We start from the raw sequence: 14,971 nt of genomic DNA on the forward strand, positions 1-14,971 counted from the left end.
GGCGCTCAGGGCCGCTGGCGCTTGCCGGGCATCATCCGCAGCAGCGTATTGTCTTTCCAGACGTAATGGTGAAACAGCGCGCCGAAGGCGTGGATGCCAATCACGAAATAGCCGGTGTTGGCGAGGAGTTCATGCCAGGACTTGAGACTAAACTCCATGTCTTCGTCCGGCACCGCCGCCACCGGCATGTTTAACCCAAAGGCCACCCAGTCACTGCCGCGATAGTACATTGCCAGGAAGCCCAGCACCGGCAGCGCAATAAACATCAGATAGACAATCGTGTGGACCAGATGAGAGATGCCGATCACCGCCGGATGCGGCTTTGGCACAATGGCCGGGGCGCGGTATTTGATGCGCACCAGCAGACGGGCAACCATCAACCCCAGCACGGAAATGCCGCAGGTGAAATGAATGGCGTTGATCAGTGGCCGGTAGCTGCGCGGGGCAAAGCCACGCAGCTCCATGGCGCAATAAGCCCCCACGACCAGCAGAAAAACCAGCCAGTGGATCGAAATCTGTACCGAGGTATATTTAGTCCGCATGAGAGACCCTGCCCTGAAATTACGTTGAATGCCAGGATAACGAAGAAACATTAAAAGAGTATTAACATCAACATATTATGGGCGTTAATTTGTTTCAGCGTGTGATTTTTTAGCCATAACGTTTATCAGGGCAAGATCGAGGGATTACAGCCCCCGCTGGCGAATCAATGCGCTTAGCGCCATGTCCTGCTGGAGCGCATGCCAGGCGGCCATCACCTGCGGGGGAATATCGACGTGAACGATAAAGTCCCGCCCCTGCGGGCCATAGCCGGTTGCATCGTCACGTAAGCGAGGGATTTCACCCAGCGCCAGCGAAACGTAGCGCTCAATCGGCCATAAACCTTCAGCTTCTCCGGCAAAAACAGTGCCCTGTTCTCCCTCGACTAATTCAGGAGCCACACCGGGCCAGCTTAGCCATTCCGGCGCCTGCGCGTCGCCTTGCCAAACCCGAGCAAAAGTCGCCACGGTGCGGCGCTGCATGGTCGGATCCTGAATAATCAGCACACGCTCGGGGCTCAGGCCATGTTCGGCCATTTTCTCCACGCTAAACCGCGCGTTTTCCCCACAGTTGGTCGATTTCTCTTCGGTGATAATTTTCTCGTTCGGGACTTTCCAGAACTGGTGGGCAATGTCCTGGATGATCGCCGCTTCGGCACGACCGGTGGTTGGAATCGTGTTGTAGCGCGGGTGGCGAGCAATTTCCGCGTAGAGGTATGTTGTGGAATGGCCTATACCGCCGGCAATGAGCAGCGGTTTTTCACTGTTGGCGGCAAACTCACACGCGGCCTCGAGGGTTGGGATCACGGCGTTACCGGCCAGGATAATCAGATCGGCATCCTGTGCCTGCGGCGCGACTGTAAAATCGCTTTGTGCCAGCCACTGGCCGAGCGTATTAACGGCCTGAATTGTCGGCTGACTCAAGGTTGGAGATGTCATCATGAGCGGGATCCTCCTGGTTAAAAACCAGCGTGTAGCCTAGCCCGGTCAAGGCTATACGCCAATCAGATGCGACTGAAAGGGCTGTTTCAGGCTGCCAGCGACTTGCGCAGCAGCAGGCGGTAATCGTCCGGGTCGCCCTTCGGCTCAATCTCAATAAGCTGATAGCCGTTTTTAAGCAGCATCATTAGCATGCCGCGAAATTTGTTGCGAGTTTTCACGGTCAGCGTGCGGAAGCCCTGTTCCATCGCCCATTTTTCCTGCTCGACCAGTAAAGCCTGAGCGACGCCGTCCCGCCTGAACTCAGGTAAAACACCGCCGAGCCAGCTGTAAAATGCCGTCTCACCGAGCGCGTAACCGAGCTTAAACCCGGCGGGAACGCCGTTGACACAGGCGATAAGCTGGCTGGTTTGGTTCGTTGCGAGACGAGTCTGAAGATCCGCCACGCTTCTACAATCATCAAATTCGGGCAGGCGGTGGTAAAGCGCGAGGATCTCCTCCAGCGAGGCATGCCGCACCGTCAGGCCAACGCCCTGAAAAGTCATACCCTGATAAGGTTTTGCCCGGCAGGCCGCAAGCCGACTGGCTAAATCCCCGACGTGCAGCTCAAGCTGGTGGTTGTCCGGGTCAAGAAAGTAGAAGGAATGCCCTTCGCTGCGGTTGTCTTTCCAGACCCGCGCGCCTTGCTGTTCCAGCGCCTTAACCGTTCGGGGAAAGGCCTCTGCGCTCACGCTGAACGCGTAGTGGGTATAATGCGCGGGCCGCTCACCGGCCTTTGCGTCCAGAGCAAGACACAGCCATAAGTCACCGCAGGAAAGATAAGCCCCGGCCTCCCAGCGCACATGCAGCCTGATGCCCGGCAGGCTTTGATAAAACGCCAGACTCCGCGCCAGGTCTCGCACCGCAAGCGTCAAGTGATTCAGGCCAGTTAGCATGGCTATTCCTTATTTTTGGCCTGCCAGTTGGCCCAGGGGCTGTCCGCCGGTGCGTCATTTCTGGTCTCTGGCTCATCCAGAGAAGCGATGTACATCTCTTCCACTTCTTTGCGCGCCCAGGGCGTACGGCGCAGGAACTTCAGGCTGGACTTAATGGTGGGATCGCTTTTAAAGCAGTTGATATTTACCTGCCGCGCCATTTCGGCCCAGCCGTAACGTTCGACCAGAGCGTTAAGCAACGCTTCAAGCGTCACGCCGTGCAGCGGATCTTTTGAACTCATGTTTTTTCCGGCTATTTCGTCAATTTGCGCACACCTTACTGATTCTAAAGGCATGGCGCAACAGCGTGCGGAGCGAAACTAAAAGAAGTGAGAGGCGGCCCATTGCTGAGCCGCGAGAGGTAAATCAGAAGGTTTCCCAGTTATCGGCAGACGCCGTCGCCGGGCGCGGCGGGGCAGATGTTGGGGAAGAAATAACGGGATGTTTTTGCGGCGCAGCGGCGTAGCTTGTCGTCAGCCGGAAGGTACCGACCGCCTCAGTCAGGCGAGCGGCCTGCTCTTCCAGAGAAACGGCGGCGGCTGACGCCTCCTCCACCAGTGAGGCATTTTGCTGCGTGACGTTATCCATTTCGTGTATCGCCTGCCCAACCTGCTGAATGCCTCGGCTTTGCTCATCCGAAGCGGCGGCAATTTCCAGCATAATATCGGTCACGCGGCGGACGGCCTCCACAATTCCGGTCACCGTGGTGCCAGCCTGCGCCACCTGGCGGGAGCCGCTGTCAATCAGCGACACGGATTCGCTGATAAGCCCCTCGATCTCTTTTGCCGCCTGGGCGCTACGCTGTGCCAGCGTTCTCACCTCGCTTGCCACCACGGCGAAACCTCGCCCCTGCTCCCCCGCCCTTGCCGCTTCCACAGCGGCGTTCAGCGCCAGAATGTTGGTCTGGAAAGCGATGCTGTTAATCACCGCGGTGATCTCAGAGATTTTCTTCGAACTGGCTGAAATGTTGTCCATGGTGCTGACCACGCCCGACACAATACGCCCGCCGTCGCTGGCTTTCTGGGAGGCATCTTCCGCAAGCTTTGTCGCGTGGTGGGCGTTGTCGGCGTTTTGTTTCACCGTGGCGGTCAACTGCTCCATGCTGGCGGCAGTCTGTTCAATGGCCGCCGCCTGCTGCTCGGTGCGGGAAGAGAGATCGGTATTGCCGGCGGAAATTTCACTCGAGCCCTGATAGATAGCCTCGGCACCTTCGCGCACCGTGCTGACTGTGCTGACCAGTTGCTGCTGCATATGCTGCAGGTGCTGGCTGAGTTTGCCAATTTCGCTGTTGCCGGTCGCCTCTGCTGGCAGGGTCAAATCACCCCCGGAGATGTGCTCGATGCGCTTCGCGGCGCGCTGCAGCGGGCCAATCACCACGCGACGTAGCATGATGAAGGTGAACACGGTCATAAACAGCGCAATCGCAAAGGCCCCGGCCATCAACGCCACGCTGGTGCGGGTGCGGCTGTCGGCCTGTTCTCTCAGGGCGTTTGCGCGGTCGGTGCGAATATTGACGGCCTGCTGCAGTTTGGCATCGTAATCGCCGTCCAGCTTGCGCACCACTTCGCTTTCATGGGTGATGATCGCCTCAAACATGCCGTTTTTGGCGAACTTCAGCATTGGCTTCATCCCTTTTTCAAGGTAGGCGGCAAAGTCATCCTGCAGCACTTTGTCCAGTGCCTGGTCTGCCTGCGTTTTTACCTTGCGGGCCATATAGGCGCTGAAGCCAGCCTGCGCCTGTTTGATAAGCCCTTCGGCATTGGCCACGTTCTGCTTAACCTGATCCATATCCGCCACGCGGCTTGCGGCTCCGGCGTTGATCAGATTGATACGTGCCGTACGCAGGTGGTTGGCGCTGTCCGCCAGCCCCATTCGCACCTGGATTTCTTCGGTGACGTCCTGAAGCGCACGGTCACTCTGAATGAGAAAATAGCTGGCGAAACCGATGCATAGCGCAAACAGCAGCAGAATGCCGCCGAGGATAGAGGAAAACAGCGGCACCAGCCGGATGTGATGCCAGAAGCGCACGCCGTTTTGTGGGGTCAGAGTTTTTATCGACATGTCCGTGACTCTCTTTGTATGGGGAATTCCCTTCAAAGGTCATCGGCCCCGGCGCAGAAAAACATTACGCGCCACGTCACAGATTTGCGTTAATGAAGCTCACAGAAGTCCCGGAGAGTTAAGTGGATCACAGGTTTGTGCCAGCCGCTATTCTGCCCGCCCTTTCAGCGATGAATATTTTTGATATCAACCGGCTGTCCAAACAGGAAGCCCTGAATTTCGGTACACCCTTCTTCCTCCAGAATACGTAGCTGCTCGTTGGTTTCCACTCCTTCGGCGATTAGCGGCGTATTGATGGAGTTGCCGAGCGAAATGATCGCCCGAACGAAGGAACGCGCCTGGAAGTTACTTTCAACGTTCGTCAGGAAGCTACGATCCAGTTTAATAACGTCAAAATGGAACTCCCGCAGCGTGCTCAAAGAAGAATATCCGGTACCAAAATCATCCAGCGCAATGCTGATCCCCATTTTCTGGAACTGATGCAGGATATTAAACGTCAGCTTTTTATTAATGATGAACGCCGTCTCCGTCACCTCAAACTCAAGCAGCGTTATTGGCCACGCCGTTCGCATGAGAATGTCACGGACATTGTCGATAAAGCTGAGATTACGCAGCTGCACTGGAGAAATATTGATCGAGATTTTTTTGTCCAGCTTGTTGGCAAGCGACTCTTTACATACCGTTTCAATCACCCAATAGCCCAGCGGAACAATGGCCCCGCTTTCCTCGGCAATAGGGATAAATTCATCAGGTGGAATCAGTCCTTGCTCCGGGTGATTCCAGCGCAGCAGCGCTTCATAGCCGGTAATCGCCTTATCTTTCAGCGAGCGTTTCTCCTGGTAATGAATGAAGAACTGCCCTTCTTTGATCCCACGGCGAATATCCGCGGCCATCAGGTTACGCAGCCGCGTTTTTTCGTCCATGTCTTTTTCATACCAGCAGATCTTGTTATCCAGATTAGCTTTGGCACGGTACATCGCCAGATCTGAATTGCTGATAAGCGTATTGATGTCCGTGGCGTCATCCGGGTAAACCGCCACGCCGATACTGGCGCTAACGGTAATTTCGCTGTGGGCAAAAATCTGTTTGCCGACAAAACAGCTGTGCAAGCGCTCGGTGAAATTACGCAGTTCGTCGTCGTGGTTGTAAGGCTTCGCGGCGACAAATTCGTCGCCACCAAAGCGGGCAACTATCTCATCTTTTTCCATCGCTTTAAGCACTGAGGACGAAACCCGCTGCAAAAGCTGGTCACCCACCAGATGCCCTTCGGTATCGTTGATCTCTTTGAATTTATCGAGATCAACAGTGCAAATAGCAATGTGGTTATAGTCAGACTCAGCGAACAGTTTCTCCACAAAACTGAAGAATTCGACTCGGTTAGGGAGCCCGGTCAGCGCATCGTAGCGAGCAAGCCACGAGATTTTGTCGATCACGACCTTCTGCTCGCTAATATCCCGCGTAATTTTGGCATAGCCCAACAACGTGTGATGCTCATCATAGATGGCATCAATCACCACATGAGCCCAAAACCGGCTGCCATCCTTGCGATAGCGCCAGCCTTCCCCTTCAAATTTTCCATTTTTAAGTGCGATATTCAGATTACGCTCGGGCAGCCCGTTTTTTTGCTCCGCATCGCTGTAGAAAACGCCAAAAAACTGCCCCACAATCTCCTCGCGCAGATATCCCTTCGCTCGCAGCGCCCCCTCGTTCCAGGTGGCTACGGTGCCATCAACGTTCAGCATGTAGATAGCGTAGTCTTTTACGCTCTCCACAAAGTGACGATAGGCGATATCAGTTAAGCTTTCAGTACGCATCTTACCCTTGAGTTAATTGTGGTTATTTTGTTAATAAAAAGAATAATTTATCGCATTATCGGCGGCGGAGCCATGAAGCTTTAAGCCCGTTATCGCCTGTAGCCGATCATTTTTCCCGCTTCACTCGTTGCAGATAGTTTTCCAGTTGCTGGGTGACTTCCAGGCTGAGGGCATACTGATCGTCCCCCACATGATAAACATAGTTGCTTAGCCGCCGGAGATCCCGGTATATCGTCCGTTCGCTTACGCCAAATTTACTGGCCAGTTGATGACGGGACACGCGCTCACAGCTCAGCATTTCACAAAAAATACCGGCAATTCTGTTGGCAAGCTGCGTGCTTTTTTCGGGGGGGGTCATGAGTGTTTCTCCTGCAAGTCGGTGTCAGGAATGTTAGCGCGAACAAATGACAGGTCGTGTCAGCCATTGACAGAATATATCGCGCGTCTGCTGGGTAATTATTACGCAACATTATGACAAGACTAGATTTTTTTGAACGAAAATTAACACCCGTGGAGATCGGACAACATATTGACGGCTTTGCAGGGTATAATCGCGCCTCACAATAAGTAGGCAGACTATGACCGTGAGTAAACATCGGGTAACAAGGCCAGATGAAATTGAGATGAAACAACGGGCCTGGCGTCAGGCACGACGGGCCATCCTGAGCGGCAGACCCGATGTCGCGCCGCTGACGCCTCCCTCGACGCTGTACGAAGAATTGGCCATCGGCTACCACATCCGCCAGCTCACGCGGCTACAAAAATGGTTTACCGACCGGGGGCTTCCCCTCCCCGAGTAAATACCGCATTGCGCAACGGGGTAAAATCATCAGGCCTTCTTCGCGCTGGTGCGCAAGGCAGCAAGCAAGCGCCGGCGTTAACTCCGCATCATTTATAACGACAAAACCGTGGCGTACATACCAGGGGCCATTCCAGCTCACATCTCTGTAAGTTGTCAGCGTGATTTGGCTTACGCCAAGCGCCTGCCCCATGCGTTTGACCTCAGCCAGCAGCATAGCCCCTACGCCCTGACGCTGAAAATCCGGGTGGGTAGATATCTCCGCCAGATAAAGCGAATCCTCGTGCCGCTCGCAGTAGCAAAAACCCTGGATCCTGCCGTCGCTCCCGACGACCTTCCAGGCGAGCTTATTTTCGATGGCAGAGGCGTGAGTCTGCTTGCTCGTTACCCCAGCGGAGGCTAAAAAAGCCAGTTCAGGCACGGCAAGAAAGCGGTGCGCAGCGGCTGTCTCAACGCGCTGCAGCTCTTCAATATCCCTAATATCACTGGCATACAACATCAGTATTCCCTTCATTGATTGGCATTAATGCCAGGTATTTTAACAGCCTGCTGCCGTGAATCCTGGCCGTTTCGTTGATGGCCGATTGACGTTAGCGCTTCCACAAATGTTAATCAGGAGTAAACTAAAGGTAAGCAACTCATCTGTGTTATTGCGCAATCAACCATAACAAGTGACACCTGCCATATGAAATTCAAATCGGCGATTAAGCCTTACCAGGCCGCAGCGGGCGGCTGGGGTTCTCTCGAAGCGACCACCCGCTTCGTCATCGACAGCAAACATGCCCTGAAAAACCTGCGCAACCTGATGCGCATGAACAAAGCCAAAGGCTTTGATTGCCCGGGCTGCGCCTGGGGGGATGATAACAAAAGCACCTTTAGCTTCTGCGAAAATGGCGCCAAAGCCGTCACCTGGGAAGCGACTCGCCGCTTTATCGACAGCGACTTTTTTGCCCAGCACAGCGTCAGCAAACTCTATCAGCAAAGCGACTACTTCCTTGAATATCAGGGCCGCCTGACTGAACCGCTCAGCTACAATCCACAAACCGATCGCTACGAGCCTATCAGTTGGGCCAGCGCGCTGAGCCTGATTGCGCAACATATTCAGGCGATGAATAACCCCAACCAGATTGAACTTTACACCTCCGGCCGCGCCAGCAATGAGGCCTCTTATCTTTATCAACTTTTTGGCCGCATGCTGGGTACAAACAATTTCCCGGATTGCTCAAACATGTGCCATGAAGCCAGCGGCAGCGGGCTAAAACGCAGTATCGGCGTCGGGAAAGGCACTATTCGGCTGGATGATTTCGACAAAGCCGATGCCATTTTTGTGTTTGGTCAGAATCCCGGCACCAACCACCCGCGAATGCTGCACAGCCTGCGCCATGCGGCAGAAAACGGGGCGCAAATAGTCACCTTCAATACGCTGCGCGAGCGCGGCCTGGAACGCTTCGCCGATCCGCAAAAACCGCTGGAAGTGATCACCCCGCTGGCGGGCACCATCAGCACCAACTACTACCAGCCAAATCTGGGCGGCGACATGGCGGCGGTACGCGGCATGGCAAAAGCCCTGCTGGAAACCCATCGTCGCCTCATCACCGAAGGTGAAGACGGCGTGTTTGACCTGGCGTTTATCGATGCCCATACCCACGGCGTTGAAGCCTGGTTTACCGCCATCGATGAAACCAGCTGGGAGAAAATTACCCGGCAGTCCGGCCTGAGCGAACTCCAGCTTCGCGACGCCGCGGCTATCTGGCAGCATTCAAAGCGGGTGATTTTCACCTGGGCTATGGGCATCACCCAGCACAAACACTCGCTGAATACCGTGCGGGAAATCGTTAACCTGCAGCTGCTGGGCGGCCATTTAGGCCGTCCGGGTGCGGGCCTTTGCCCCGTGCGCGGCCACAGTAACGTGCAGGGTAACCGCACGATGGGGATCGATGAAAAGCCGCCGGTAAGCCTGCTCGATAACCTGGCCAAACACTTTGATTTTACGCCTCCGCGCGAACATGGCCACAATACCGTTGAAGCCCTGGCTGCGATGCTGCGCGACGAAATCAAAGTGCTGATTGCGCTTGGCGGCAACCTCGCCGCTGCGGCGCCAGACAGCCCGCGCACGGAAGAAGCCATCAGCCGCTGCGGCCTGACCGTGTTCATCAGCACCAAGCTGAACCGCAGCCATCTGGTGCCGGGTCAAGCCTCGCTGATCCTGCCGACGCTTGGCCGTACCGAAGAAGACATGCAGGTTTCTGGCCGCCAGTTTGTCACCGTCGAAGACTCCTTTAGCATGGTTCACGCCTCCGAAGGCATCGGCAAGCCGATTGCGGACACCCAGCGCTCTGAAACCGCGATTGTGGCCAGCATCGCTGATGCCGTTCTGGGCAGAAGCAAACTGGACTGGCTGGCGCTGGCCGACGACTACAACCTGATTCGCGATCACATCGCCGCCACATTACCTGGCTTTAAAGATTTCAATCAGCGCTGCGAAGAACCTGGGGGATTCTACCTGGGCAACGCGGCGGCAGAACTGCGCTTTAATACGCCAAGCGGCAAGGCTGAGTTCAGCAATGCCCCGCTGCCGGATTCGCTGTGGCAAGGTGTGGAAGCCCCGTTCACGCTGCAAACGATGCGCTCTCACGACCAGTACAACACCACGATTTACGGCCTCGACGATCGTTATCGCGGCGTGTACGGCCAGCGTGAAATCCTGTTTATTCACCCTGATGATATGGGTGAACTCGGTCTGAACGATGGCGATAAGGTCGATATAGAAACCATCTGGCATGACGGTATCACCCGTAAAGTTAGCGGCTTTAAGCTGGTGGCCTATGATATCCCGCGCGGTAATCTCGCGGCCTATTACCCGGAAACCAACCCGCTGGTGCCGCTCGGCAGCGTCGGGGACGGGACGGGCACGCCGACGTCAAAATCCGTGCCGGTGAAAATCACCCGCAGCGAAGCGGAGCATACGCAGCGTATTGCCTGATCGGATATCCCATTCCCTCTCCCGCAAAGCGAGAGGGAAACGTTATCTCTAAACATGGAGTAAGCGATGCAGAAAAAATGGTCCGATGTTGATGAGTACCTCGTTCATTCCCTGATCCCTTCCGATGCTGTTTTCCAGCAAATTCTGGCCAATAATCATGCCGCCGGGCTGCCTGCCCACGATGTGGCCCCGAACCAGGGGAAATTCCTGCAATTGCTGGTGGAGATGGCCGGCGCGAGAAAGATTCTGGAAATTGGGACGCTGGGCGCGTACAGCTCCGTCTGGATGGCAAGAGCATTGCCCGCTGACGGGAAGCTAATCACCCTTGAAGCCGACCCTCATCATGCCGAAGTTGCGCAAAGGAACATTCAGCTTGCCGGGCTGGAAAAACAGATTGACCTGCATGTTGGCCCAGCGGCAGAAACGCTGGCCGGTTTAGGCCACGACGCACCGTTCGATGTGATTTTTATTGATGCCGATAAGCCGAACAACCCGGTTTATCTGGAGTGGGCATTGAAATATTCGCGTCCCGGGACGTTAATCATCGGTGATAACGTGGTCCGCGACGGCGAGGTTGCCAACCCCGAAAGCACTGATGACCGCGTCCAGGGTGTACGCACCTTTATTGAACTGATGGGCAACAACCCGCGCCTTTCTGCCACCGCACTCCAAACGGTCGGCAGTAAAGGCTGGGATGGTTTTACGCTGGCAAGAGTGAAATAGCGGCAGGCCCTTTCCTGAGGAAAGGGCCTGGGTTCAAAGTGCGACCTGCTCCATGGCCTGCAAAATACGCTTATCGGAAATCGGGTACGGGGTCCCAAGTTGCTGAGCAAAATAACTGACGCGCAGCTCCTCGATCATCCAGCGGACCTCCTGCACCTCTTCGTTTTCGCGGCTGGCCGGCGGCAGCTTGTTCAGCCACTGCTGCCAGGCCTGCTGCACGCTTTCCACCTTGAGCATCTGCGCGCGATCGCGGTGCGGATCGATAGCCATTTTTTCCAGCCGTTTTTCGATTGCCTGCAGATAGCGCAGCGTATCGCCGAGGCGTTTATAGCCGTTGCCGGTGACAAAACCACGATAAACTAGGCCGCTCATCTGCGCCTTAACATCCGACAGGCCAAGCGCCATGGTCATGTCCACGCGCCCTTTCAGCCGTTTGTTGATGTTAAACACCGCCGTGAGGATCTGCTCCACCTGCTTAGCAATCTCAACCACCGTGTCGTTCAGCTCGGCGCGCACTTTCTCGTGTAGTGCGGCAAAGCCTTCTTCACTCCAGACCGGCCCGCCGTTTTGCGCAATCAGCTTATCAATACCGCAGGAAATGCAGTCGTCGATAAGCTCAAGTACCTTGCCGTACGGGTTAAAATAAAGACCCAGCTTGGCTTTGTTCGGCAGCTTTTCGTGCAGATATTTCACCGGCGACGGGATATTCAGCAACAGCAGACGGCGCAGCCCGCGCCACATCGCCTGCTGCTGCTCGAGCGGGTTATCAAACAGCTTAATCGCCACGCTCTCTTTTTCATCCACCAGCGCCGGGAAGGCTTTCATCCGGTAATTGCCGCGTTTCTGCTCATAGCTTTCAGGCAGCGAGCCGAAGCTCCAGATGTGCAGCCCGCTCTGCTCGATGCCGTCATCCGCCACGGCGGACAGCGTCTGCTGCACTTTATCCTTCAGGCCGCCTTTCAGCTCGCTGAGGTTTTTGCCCTCTTTGAGCTTCTTATTGTGCTCGTCCACCACGCGGAAGGTCATTTTTAGGTGATCGGGTACCTGATCCCAGTGCCAGTCTTCCCGGTCTATGGTGACGCCCGCCATGCGGCGGAATTCGCGCTCCAGGCTGTCCAGCAGCGGCAGTTCCAGCGGCGTAGCCCGGCCTAAAAACGCCTCCGCATAGTTCGGGGCCGGCACAAAATTGCGGCGCACCGGCTTCGGCAGCGATTTGATCAGGGCAATAATCAGCTCCCGGCGCACGCCAGGGATTTGCCACTCAAAACCTGACTCTTCAACCTGGTTCAGCAGCGGCAGCGGGATATGCACCGTCACGCCGTCGGCGTCCGCACCTGGCTCAAACTGGTAAGTCAGCCGCAGCTTGAGGTTGCCCTGATGCCAGAAGTTCGGATAGTCCAGCTTGCTGACCTGCTCCGCGCCTTCCCTGATCAGCATATTTTTTTCAAAGTTCAGCAGATCCGGCGTTTCGCGGCTGGTCTTTTTCCACCAGCTGTCGAAGTGGCGTGCGGAAATTACATCATGGGCGATGCGCTGGTCATAAAACTCAAACAGCGTTTCGTCATCCACCAGGATGTCGCGGCGGCGGGATTTATGCTCCAGATCTTCGATTTCTGCCCGCAGCTTGAGGTTATCGCGGAAGAACGCGTGACGGGTTTGCCAGTCGCCTTCAACCAGCGCATGACGTATAAACAGCTCACGGCACAGCGCCGGATCGATATCGCTGTAATTCACTTTCCGCGCCGCCACAATCGGCAGGCCATACAGAGTCACTTTTTCCTGCGCCATTACCGCGCCCTGGGCTTTCTCCCAGTGCGGTTCGCTGTAGGAGCGCTTAATCAGATGCTGTGCCAGCGGCTCAATCCACTCCGGGTCTATCCGGGCGGCAATGCGCCCCCACAGGCGGCTGGTTTCCACCAGCTCGGCTACCATCGTCCACTTCGGCGGCTTTTTAAATAAGCCCGAGCCAGGGAAGATGGAAAATCTGGCGTTGCGCGCCCCTGTGTATTCCTGCTTTTCCGTGTCCTTTTGCCCGATGTGGGACAATAGCCCCGTCAGCAGCGCCGAGTGCACCGAGCGGAAGTCCCCCGGCTCGCTGTTCACCGGCAGGCCAAGCTCTTTCACCACCTGGCGCAGCTGGGTGTAAATATCCTGCCATTCGCGGACGCGCAGGTAGTTGAGGAAGTCCAGCTTGCACTGGCGGCGGAACTGGTTCGAAGAGAGTGCTTTTTGCTGCTCGCCGAGGTAATTCCACAGATTCACGTAGGCCAGGAAATCAGACTCTTTGTCGTGGAAGCGGCGATGTTTCTCGTCAGATGCCTGCTGTTTATCCATCGGCCGCTCGCGCGGATCCTGAATCGACAGCGCGGAAGTAATGATCATCACCTCACGCACGCAGCCAAATTTCTGCGCTTCCAGCACCATTTTAGCGAGGCGCGGATCGACAGGCAGCTGCGAAAGCTGGCGGCCAGAGGCCGTCAGTTTGTAAACGCTATGGTCTTCATCGCTGGTAATGGCGCCCAGCTCTTCAAGCAGGCGCACGCCGTCCTGAATGTTGCGCTTGTCCGGCGCCTCTACGAACGGAAACGCCTGAATATCCCCCAGGCCCAGCGCCGTCATTTGCAGAATGACCGACGCCAGGTTGGTGCGCAGAATTTCCGGGTCGGTAAATTCCGGGCGCGACAGGAAATCATCTTCGGAATAAAGACGAATACAGATCCCTTCCGATACGCGGCCACAGCGGCCTTTACGCTGGTTGGCCGAAGCCTGAGACACCGGCTCAATCGGCAGGCGCTGAACCTTAGTGCGGTAGCTGTAGCGGCTAATACGTGCCGTACCTGGGTCGATAACGTATTTAATCCCCGGCACCGTCAGCGAGGTTTCCGCGACGTTGGTCGCCAGCACAATGCGCCGCCCGACGTGCGCCTGGAAAACGCGGTTCTGCTCGCTGTTGGACAGACGTGCATAGAGCGGCAGAATTTCCGTATGCGGCAGGTTGAGCTTAGTTAGCGCATCAGCGGTGTCGCGAATTTCACGCTCGCCGCTCATAAAGATCAGGATATCGCCCGAACTTTCGTGGCCCAGCTCATCCACCGCGTCGAAAATCGCCTGCAGCTGATCGCGATCGACATCGTCATTGTCTTCCACCATCGGGCGGTAGCGCACTTCTACCGGGTAAGTACGGCCTGACACTTCGATAATTGGCGCGTTATTGAAGTGGCGCGAGAAACGCTCCGGATCGATAGTCGCCGAGGTAATAATGATTTTAAGATCGGGCCGCTTCGGCAGCAGTTCACGCAGGTAACCCAGCAGGAAGTCGATATTCAGGCTGCGTTCGTGCGCTTCATCGATGATGATGGTGTCGTACTGCATCAACAGCCTGTCCTGCTGAATTTCCGCCAGCAGGATCCCGTCCGTCATCAGTTTGACCATCGTGTTGTCGCCGACGTGGTCGGAGAAACGCACTTTATAACCTACGCAGCCGCCGGGTTCGGTTTGCAGCTCTTCCGCAATACGGTTAGCCACGGTACGCGCCGCCAGACGGCGAGGCTGAGTGTGGCCGATCAGCCCTTTAACACCGCGCCCCAGCTCCATACAAATTTTTGGCAGCTGAGTGGTTTTGCCGGAGCCAGTTTCACCCGCCACGATCACCACCTGGTGGTCGCGCACGGCGTTCAGAATGTCCTGTTTCTTCTGGCTGACCGGAAGATTTTCAGGGTAGGTAATCGCCGGGCGCGCGGCTTCACGCAGCTGTACTTTGCCCGCTGCGGCGTCAATTTCTGCGGCCAGAGTGTCGAATAAGGCCTGCTGAGCGTCAGCATTTTTAATTTTCTTCGCGCCGTGCAGGCGGCGAGAAAAGCGTTGTCTGTCGCGGAGCATCAGCCCGTCAAGACGGGCGAACAAAGAGGACAGCGAGGGTTTTGTCATTTCCATTTTATCTATCGTTATTTCGCTACCGGGCACAACCGGATAAGTCACGGCGTCAATTTCCGCTATTTTACCACACCCCGATTTCGAGCGCCTTGTTCAATAAATTCGAATATAGGGTTCGATATATTGCGCTATCTCTGTCATCGGATTGTGAATACAGTAAGTCCTAACGAACGGGCACACTGTCCGACTGACCAAACACTAAGGAA

At 55.8% G+C, this 14,971-nt stretch carries 11 protein-coding genes and 1 pseudogene; 2 read left to right on the plus strand and 10 right to left on the minus strand.

Annotated features, from left to right (window positions below; all coding sequences use genetic code 11):
* Positions 1-5: 5 nt before the first annotated feature.
* The 9 genes and pseudogenes from cybB to ACREYP_RS12115 form a co-directional block, all read right to left on the minus strand.
* Positions 6-542 (minus strand): cytochrome b561, encoded by a 537-nt coding sequence (gene cybB, locus ACREYP_RS12075; protein WP_166992723.1) that lies wholly within the window; start codon positions 540-542, stop codon positions 6-8.
* A 144-nt stretch (positions 543-686) separates the two neighbouring features.
* On the minus strand, positions 687-1,481 hold the full coding sequence (locus tag ACREYP_RS12080; protein WP_336818745.1) for a YdcF family protein: 795 nt from the start codon (positions 1,479-1,481) through the stop codon (positions 687-689).
* 86 nt (positions 1,482-1,567) lie between these two features.
* Positions 1,568-2,023, minus strand: a complete 456-nt coding sequence (locus ACREYP_RS12085; protein ID WP_336818793.1) for a GNAT family N-acetyltransferase — start codon at positions 2,021-2,023, stop codon at positions 1,568-1,570.
* Positions 2,015-2,413: pseudogene (gene fos, locus ACREYP_RS12090) on the minus strand (fosfomycin resistance glutathione transferase); the annotation flags it as partial. The pseudogene fos and the gene ACREYP_RS12085, both read right to left, overlap by 9 nt.
* 2 nt (positions 2,414-2,415) lie before the next feature.
* A complete protein-coding gene (locus tag ACREYP_RS12095) occupies positions 2,416-2,694 on the minus strand; it encodes a VF530 family protein (RefSeq protein WP_008459193.1) in 279 nt (92 codons plus the stop codon).
* Between the two features lie 124 nt (positions 2,695-2,818).
* Positions 2,819-4,513, minus strand: a complete 1,695-nt coding sequence (locus ACREYP_RS12100) for a methyl-accepting chemotaxis protein (RefSeq protein WP_008459195.1) — start codon at positions 4,511-4,513, stop codon at positions 2,819-2,821.
* A 164-nt stretch (positions 4,514-4,677) separates the two neighbouring features.
* A complete protein-coding gene (locus ACREYP_RS12105) occupies positions 4,678-6,327 on the minus strand; it encodes an EAL domain-containing protein (RefSeq protein WP_166992735.1) in 1,650 nt (549 codons plus the stop codon).
* 106 nt (positions 6,328-6,433) lie between these two features.
* A complete protein-coding gene (locus ACREYP_RS12110; protein WP_008459199.1) occupies positions 6,434-6,685 on the minus strand; it encodes an HTH domain-containing protein in 252 nt (83 codons plus the stop codon).
* 397 nt (positions 6,686-7,082) lie between these two features.
* Positions 7,083-7,625 (minus strand): GNAT family N-acetyltransferase, encoded by a 543-nt coding sequence (locus ACREYP_RS12115; protein ID WP_008459201.1) that lies wholly within the window; start codon positions 7,623-7,625, stop codon positions 7,083-7,085.
* A 186-nt stretch (positions 7,626-7,811) separates the two neighbouring features.
* Between ACREYP_RS12115 and ACREYP_RS12120 the strand changes: the two genes are divergently transcribed.
* Complete coding sequence (locus tag ACREYP_RS12120; RefSeq protein ID WP_336818746.1) at positions 7,812-10,109, plus strand: FdhF/YdeP family oxidoreductase; 2,298 nt, start codon at positions 7,812-7,814, stop codon at positions 10,107-10,109.
* 66 nt (positions 10,110-10,175) lie between these two features.
* Entirely contained in the window at positions 10,176-10,832 is a 657-nt protein-coding gene (locus tag ACREYP_RS12125; protein WP_336818747.1) for an O-methyltransferase, read from the plus strand.
* A gap of 33 nt (positions 10,833-10,865) precedes the next feature.
* Here ACREYP_RS12125 and hrpA read toward each other — a convergent pair whose 3' ends face one another.
* Positions 10,866-14,765, minus strand: coding sequence for an ATP-dependent RNA helicase (gene hrpA, locus ACREYP_RS12130; protein WP_498880879.1), 3,900 nt, complete (start codon positions 14,763-14,765; stop codon positions 10,866-10,868).
* Between the last annotated feature and the right edge of the window lie 206 nt (positions 14,766-14,971).

The organism is Enterobacter sp. TMH.L2, from assembly GCF_050847315.1.
In the GTDB taxonomy this organism is placed as follows: Bacteria; Pseudomonadota; Gammaproteobacteria; order Enterobacterales; family Enterobacteriaceae; genus Cedecea.

Bases quoted from the DNA above. Each gene is read 5' to 3' on its own strand.
- cybB (WP_166992723.1), bottom strand. From the start codon at position 542: ATGCGGACTAAATATACCTCGGTACAGATTTCGATCCACTGGCTGGTT.
- ACREYP_RS12080 (WP_336818745.1), bottom strand. From the start codon at position 1,481: ATGATGACATCTCCAACCTTGAGTCAGCCGACAATTCAGGCCGTTAAT.
- ACREYP_RS12085 (WP_336818793.1), bottom strand. From the start codon at position 2,023: ATGACTTTTCAGGGCGTTGGCCTGACGGTGCGGCATGCCTCGCTGGAG.
- ACREYP_RS12095 (WP_008459193.1), bottom strand. From the start codon at position 2,694: ATGAGTTCAAAAGATCCGCTGCACGGCGTGACGCTTGAAGCGTTGCTT.
- ACREYP_RS12100 (WP_008459195.1), bottom strand. From the start codon at position 4,513: ATGTCGATAAAAACTCTGACCCCACAAAACGGCGTGCGCTTCTGGCAT.
- ACREYP_RS12105 (WP_166992735.1), bottom strand. From the start codon at position 6,327: ATGCGTACTGAAAGCTTAACTGATATCGCCTATCGTCACTTTGTGGAG.
- ACREYP_RS12110 (WP_008459199.1), bottom strand. From the start codon at position 6,685: ATGACCCCCCCCGAAAAAAGCACGCAGCTTGCCAACAGAATTGCCGGT.
- ACREYP_RS12115 (WP_008459201.1), bottom strand. From the start codon at position 7,625: ATGTTGTATGCCAGTGATATTAGGGATATTGAAGAGCTGCAGCGCGTT.
- ACREYP_RS12120 (WP_336818746.1), top strand. From the start codon at position 7,812: ATGAAATTCAAATCGGCGATTAAGCCTTACCAGGCCGCAGCGGGCGGC.
- ACREYP_RS12125 (WP_336818747.1), top strand. From the start codon at position 10,176: ATGCAGAAAAAATGGTCCGATGTTGATGAGTACCTCGTTCATTCCCTG.
- hrpA (WP_498880879.1), bottom strand. From the start codon at position 14,765: ATGGAAATGACAAAACCCTCGCTGTCCTCTTTGTTCGCCCGTCTTGAC.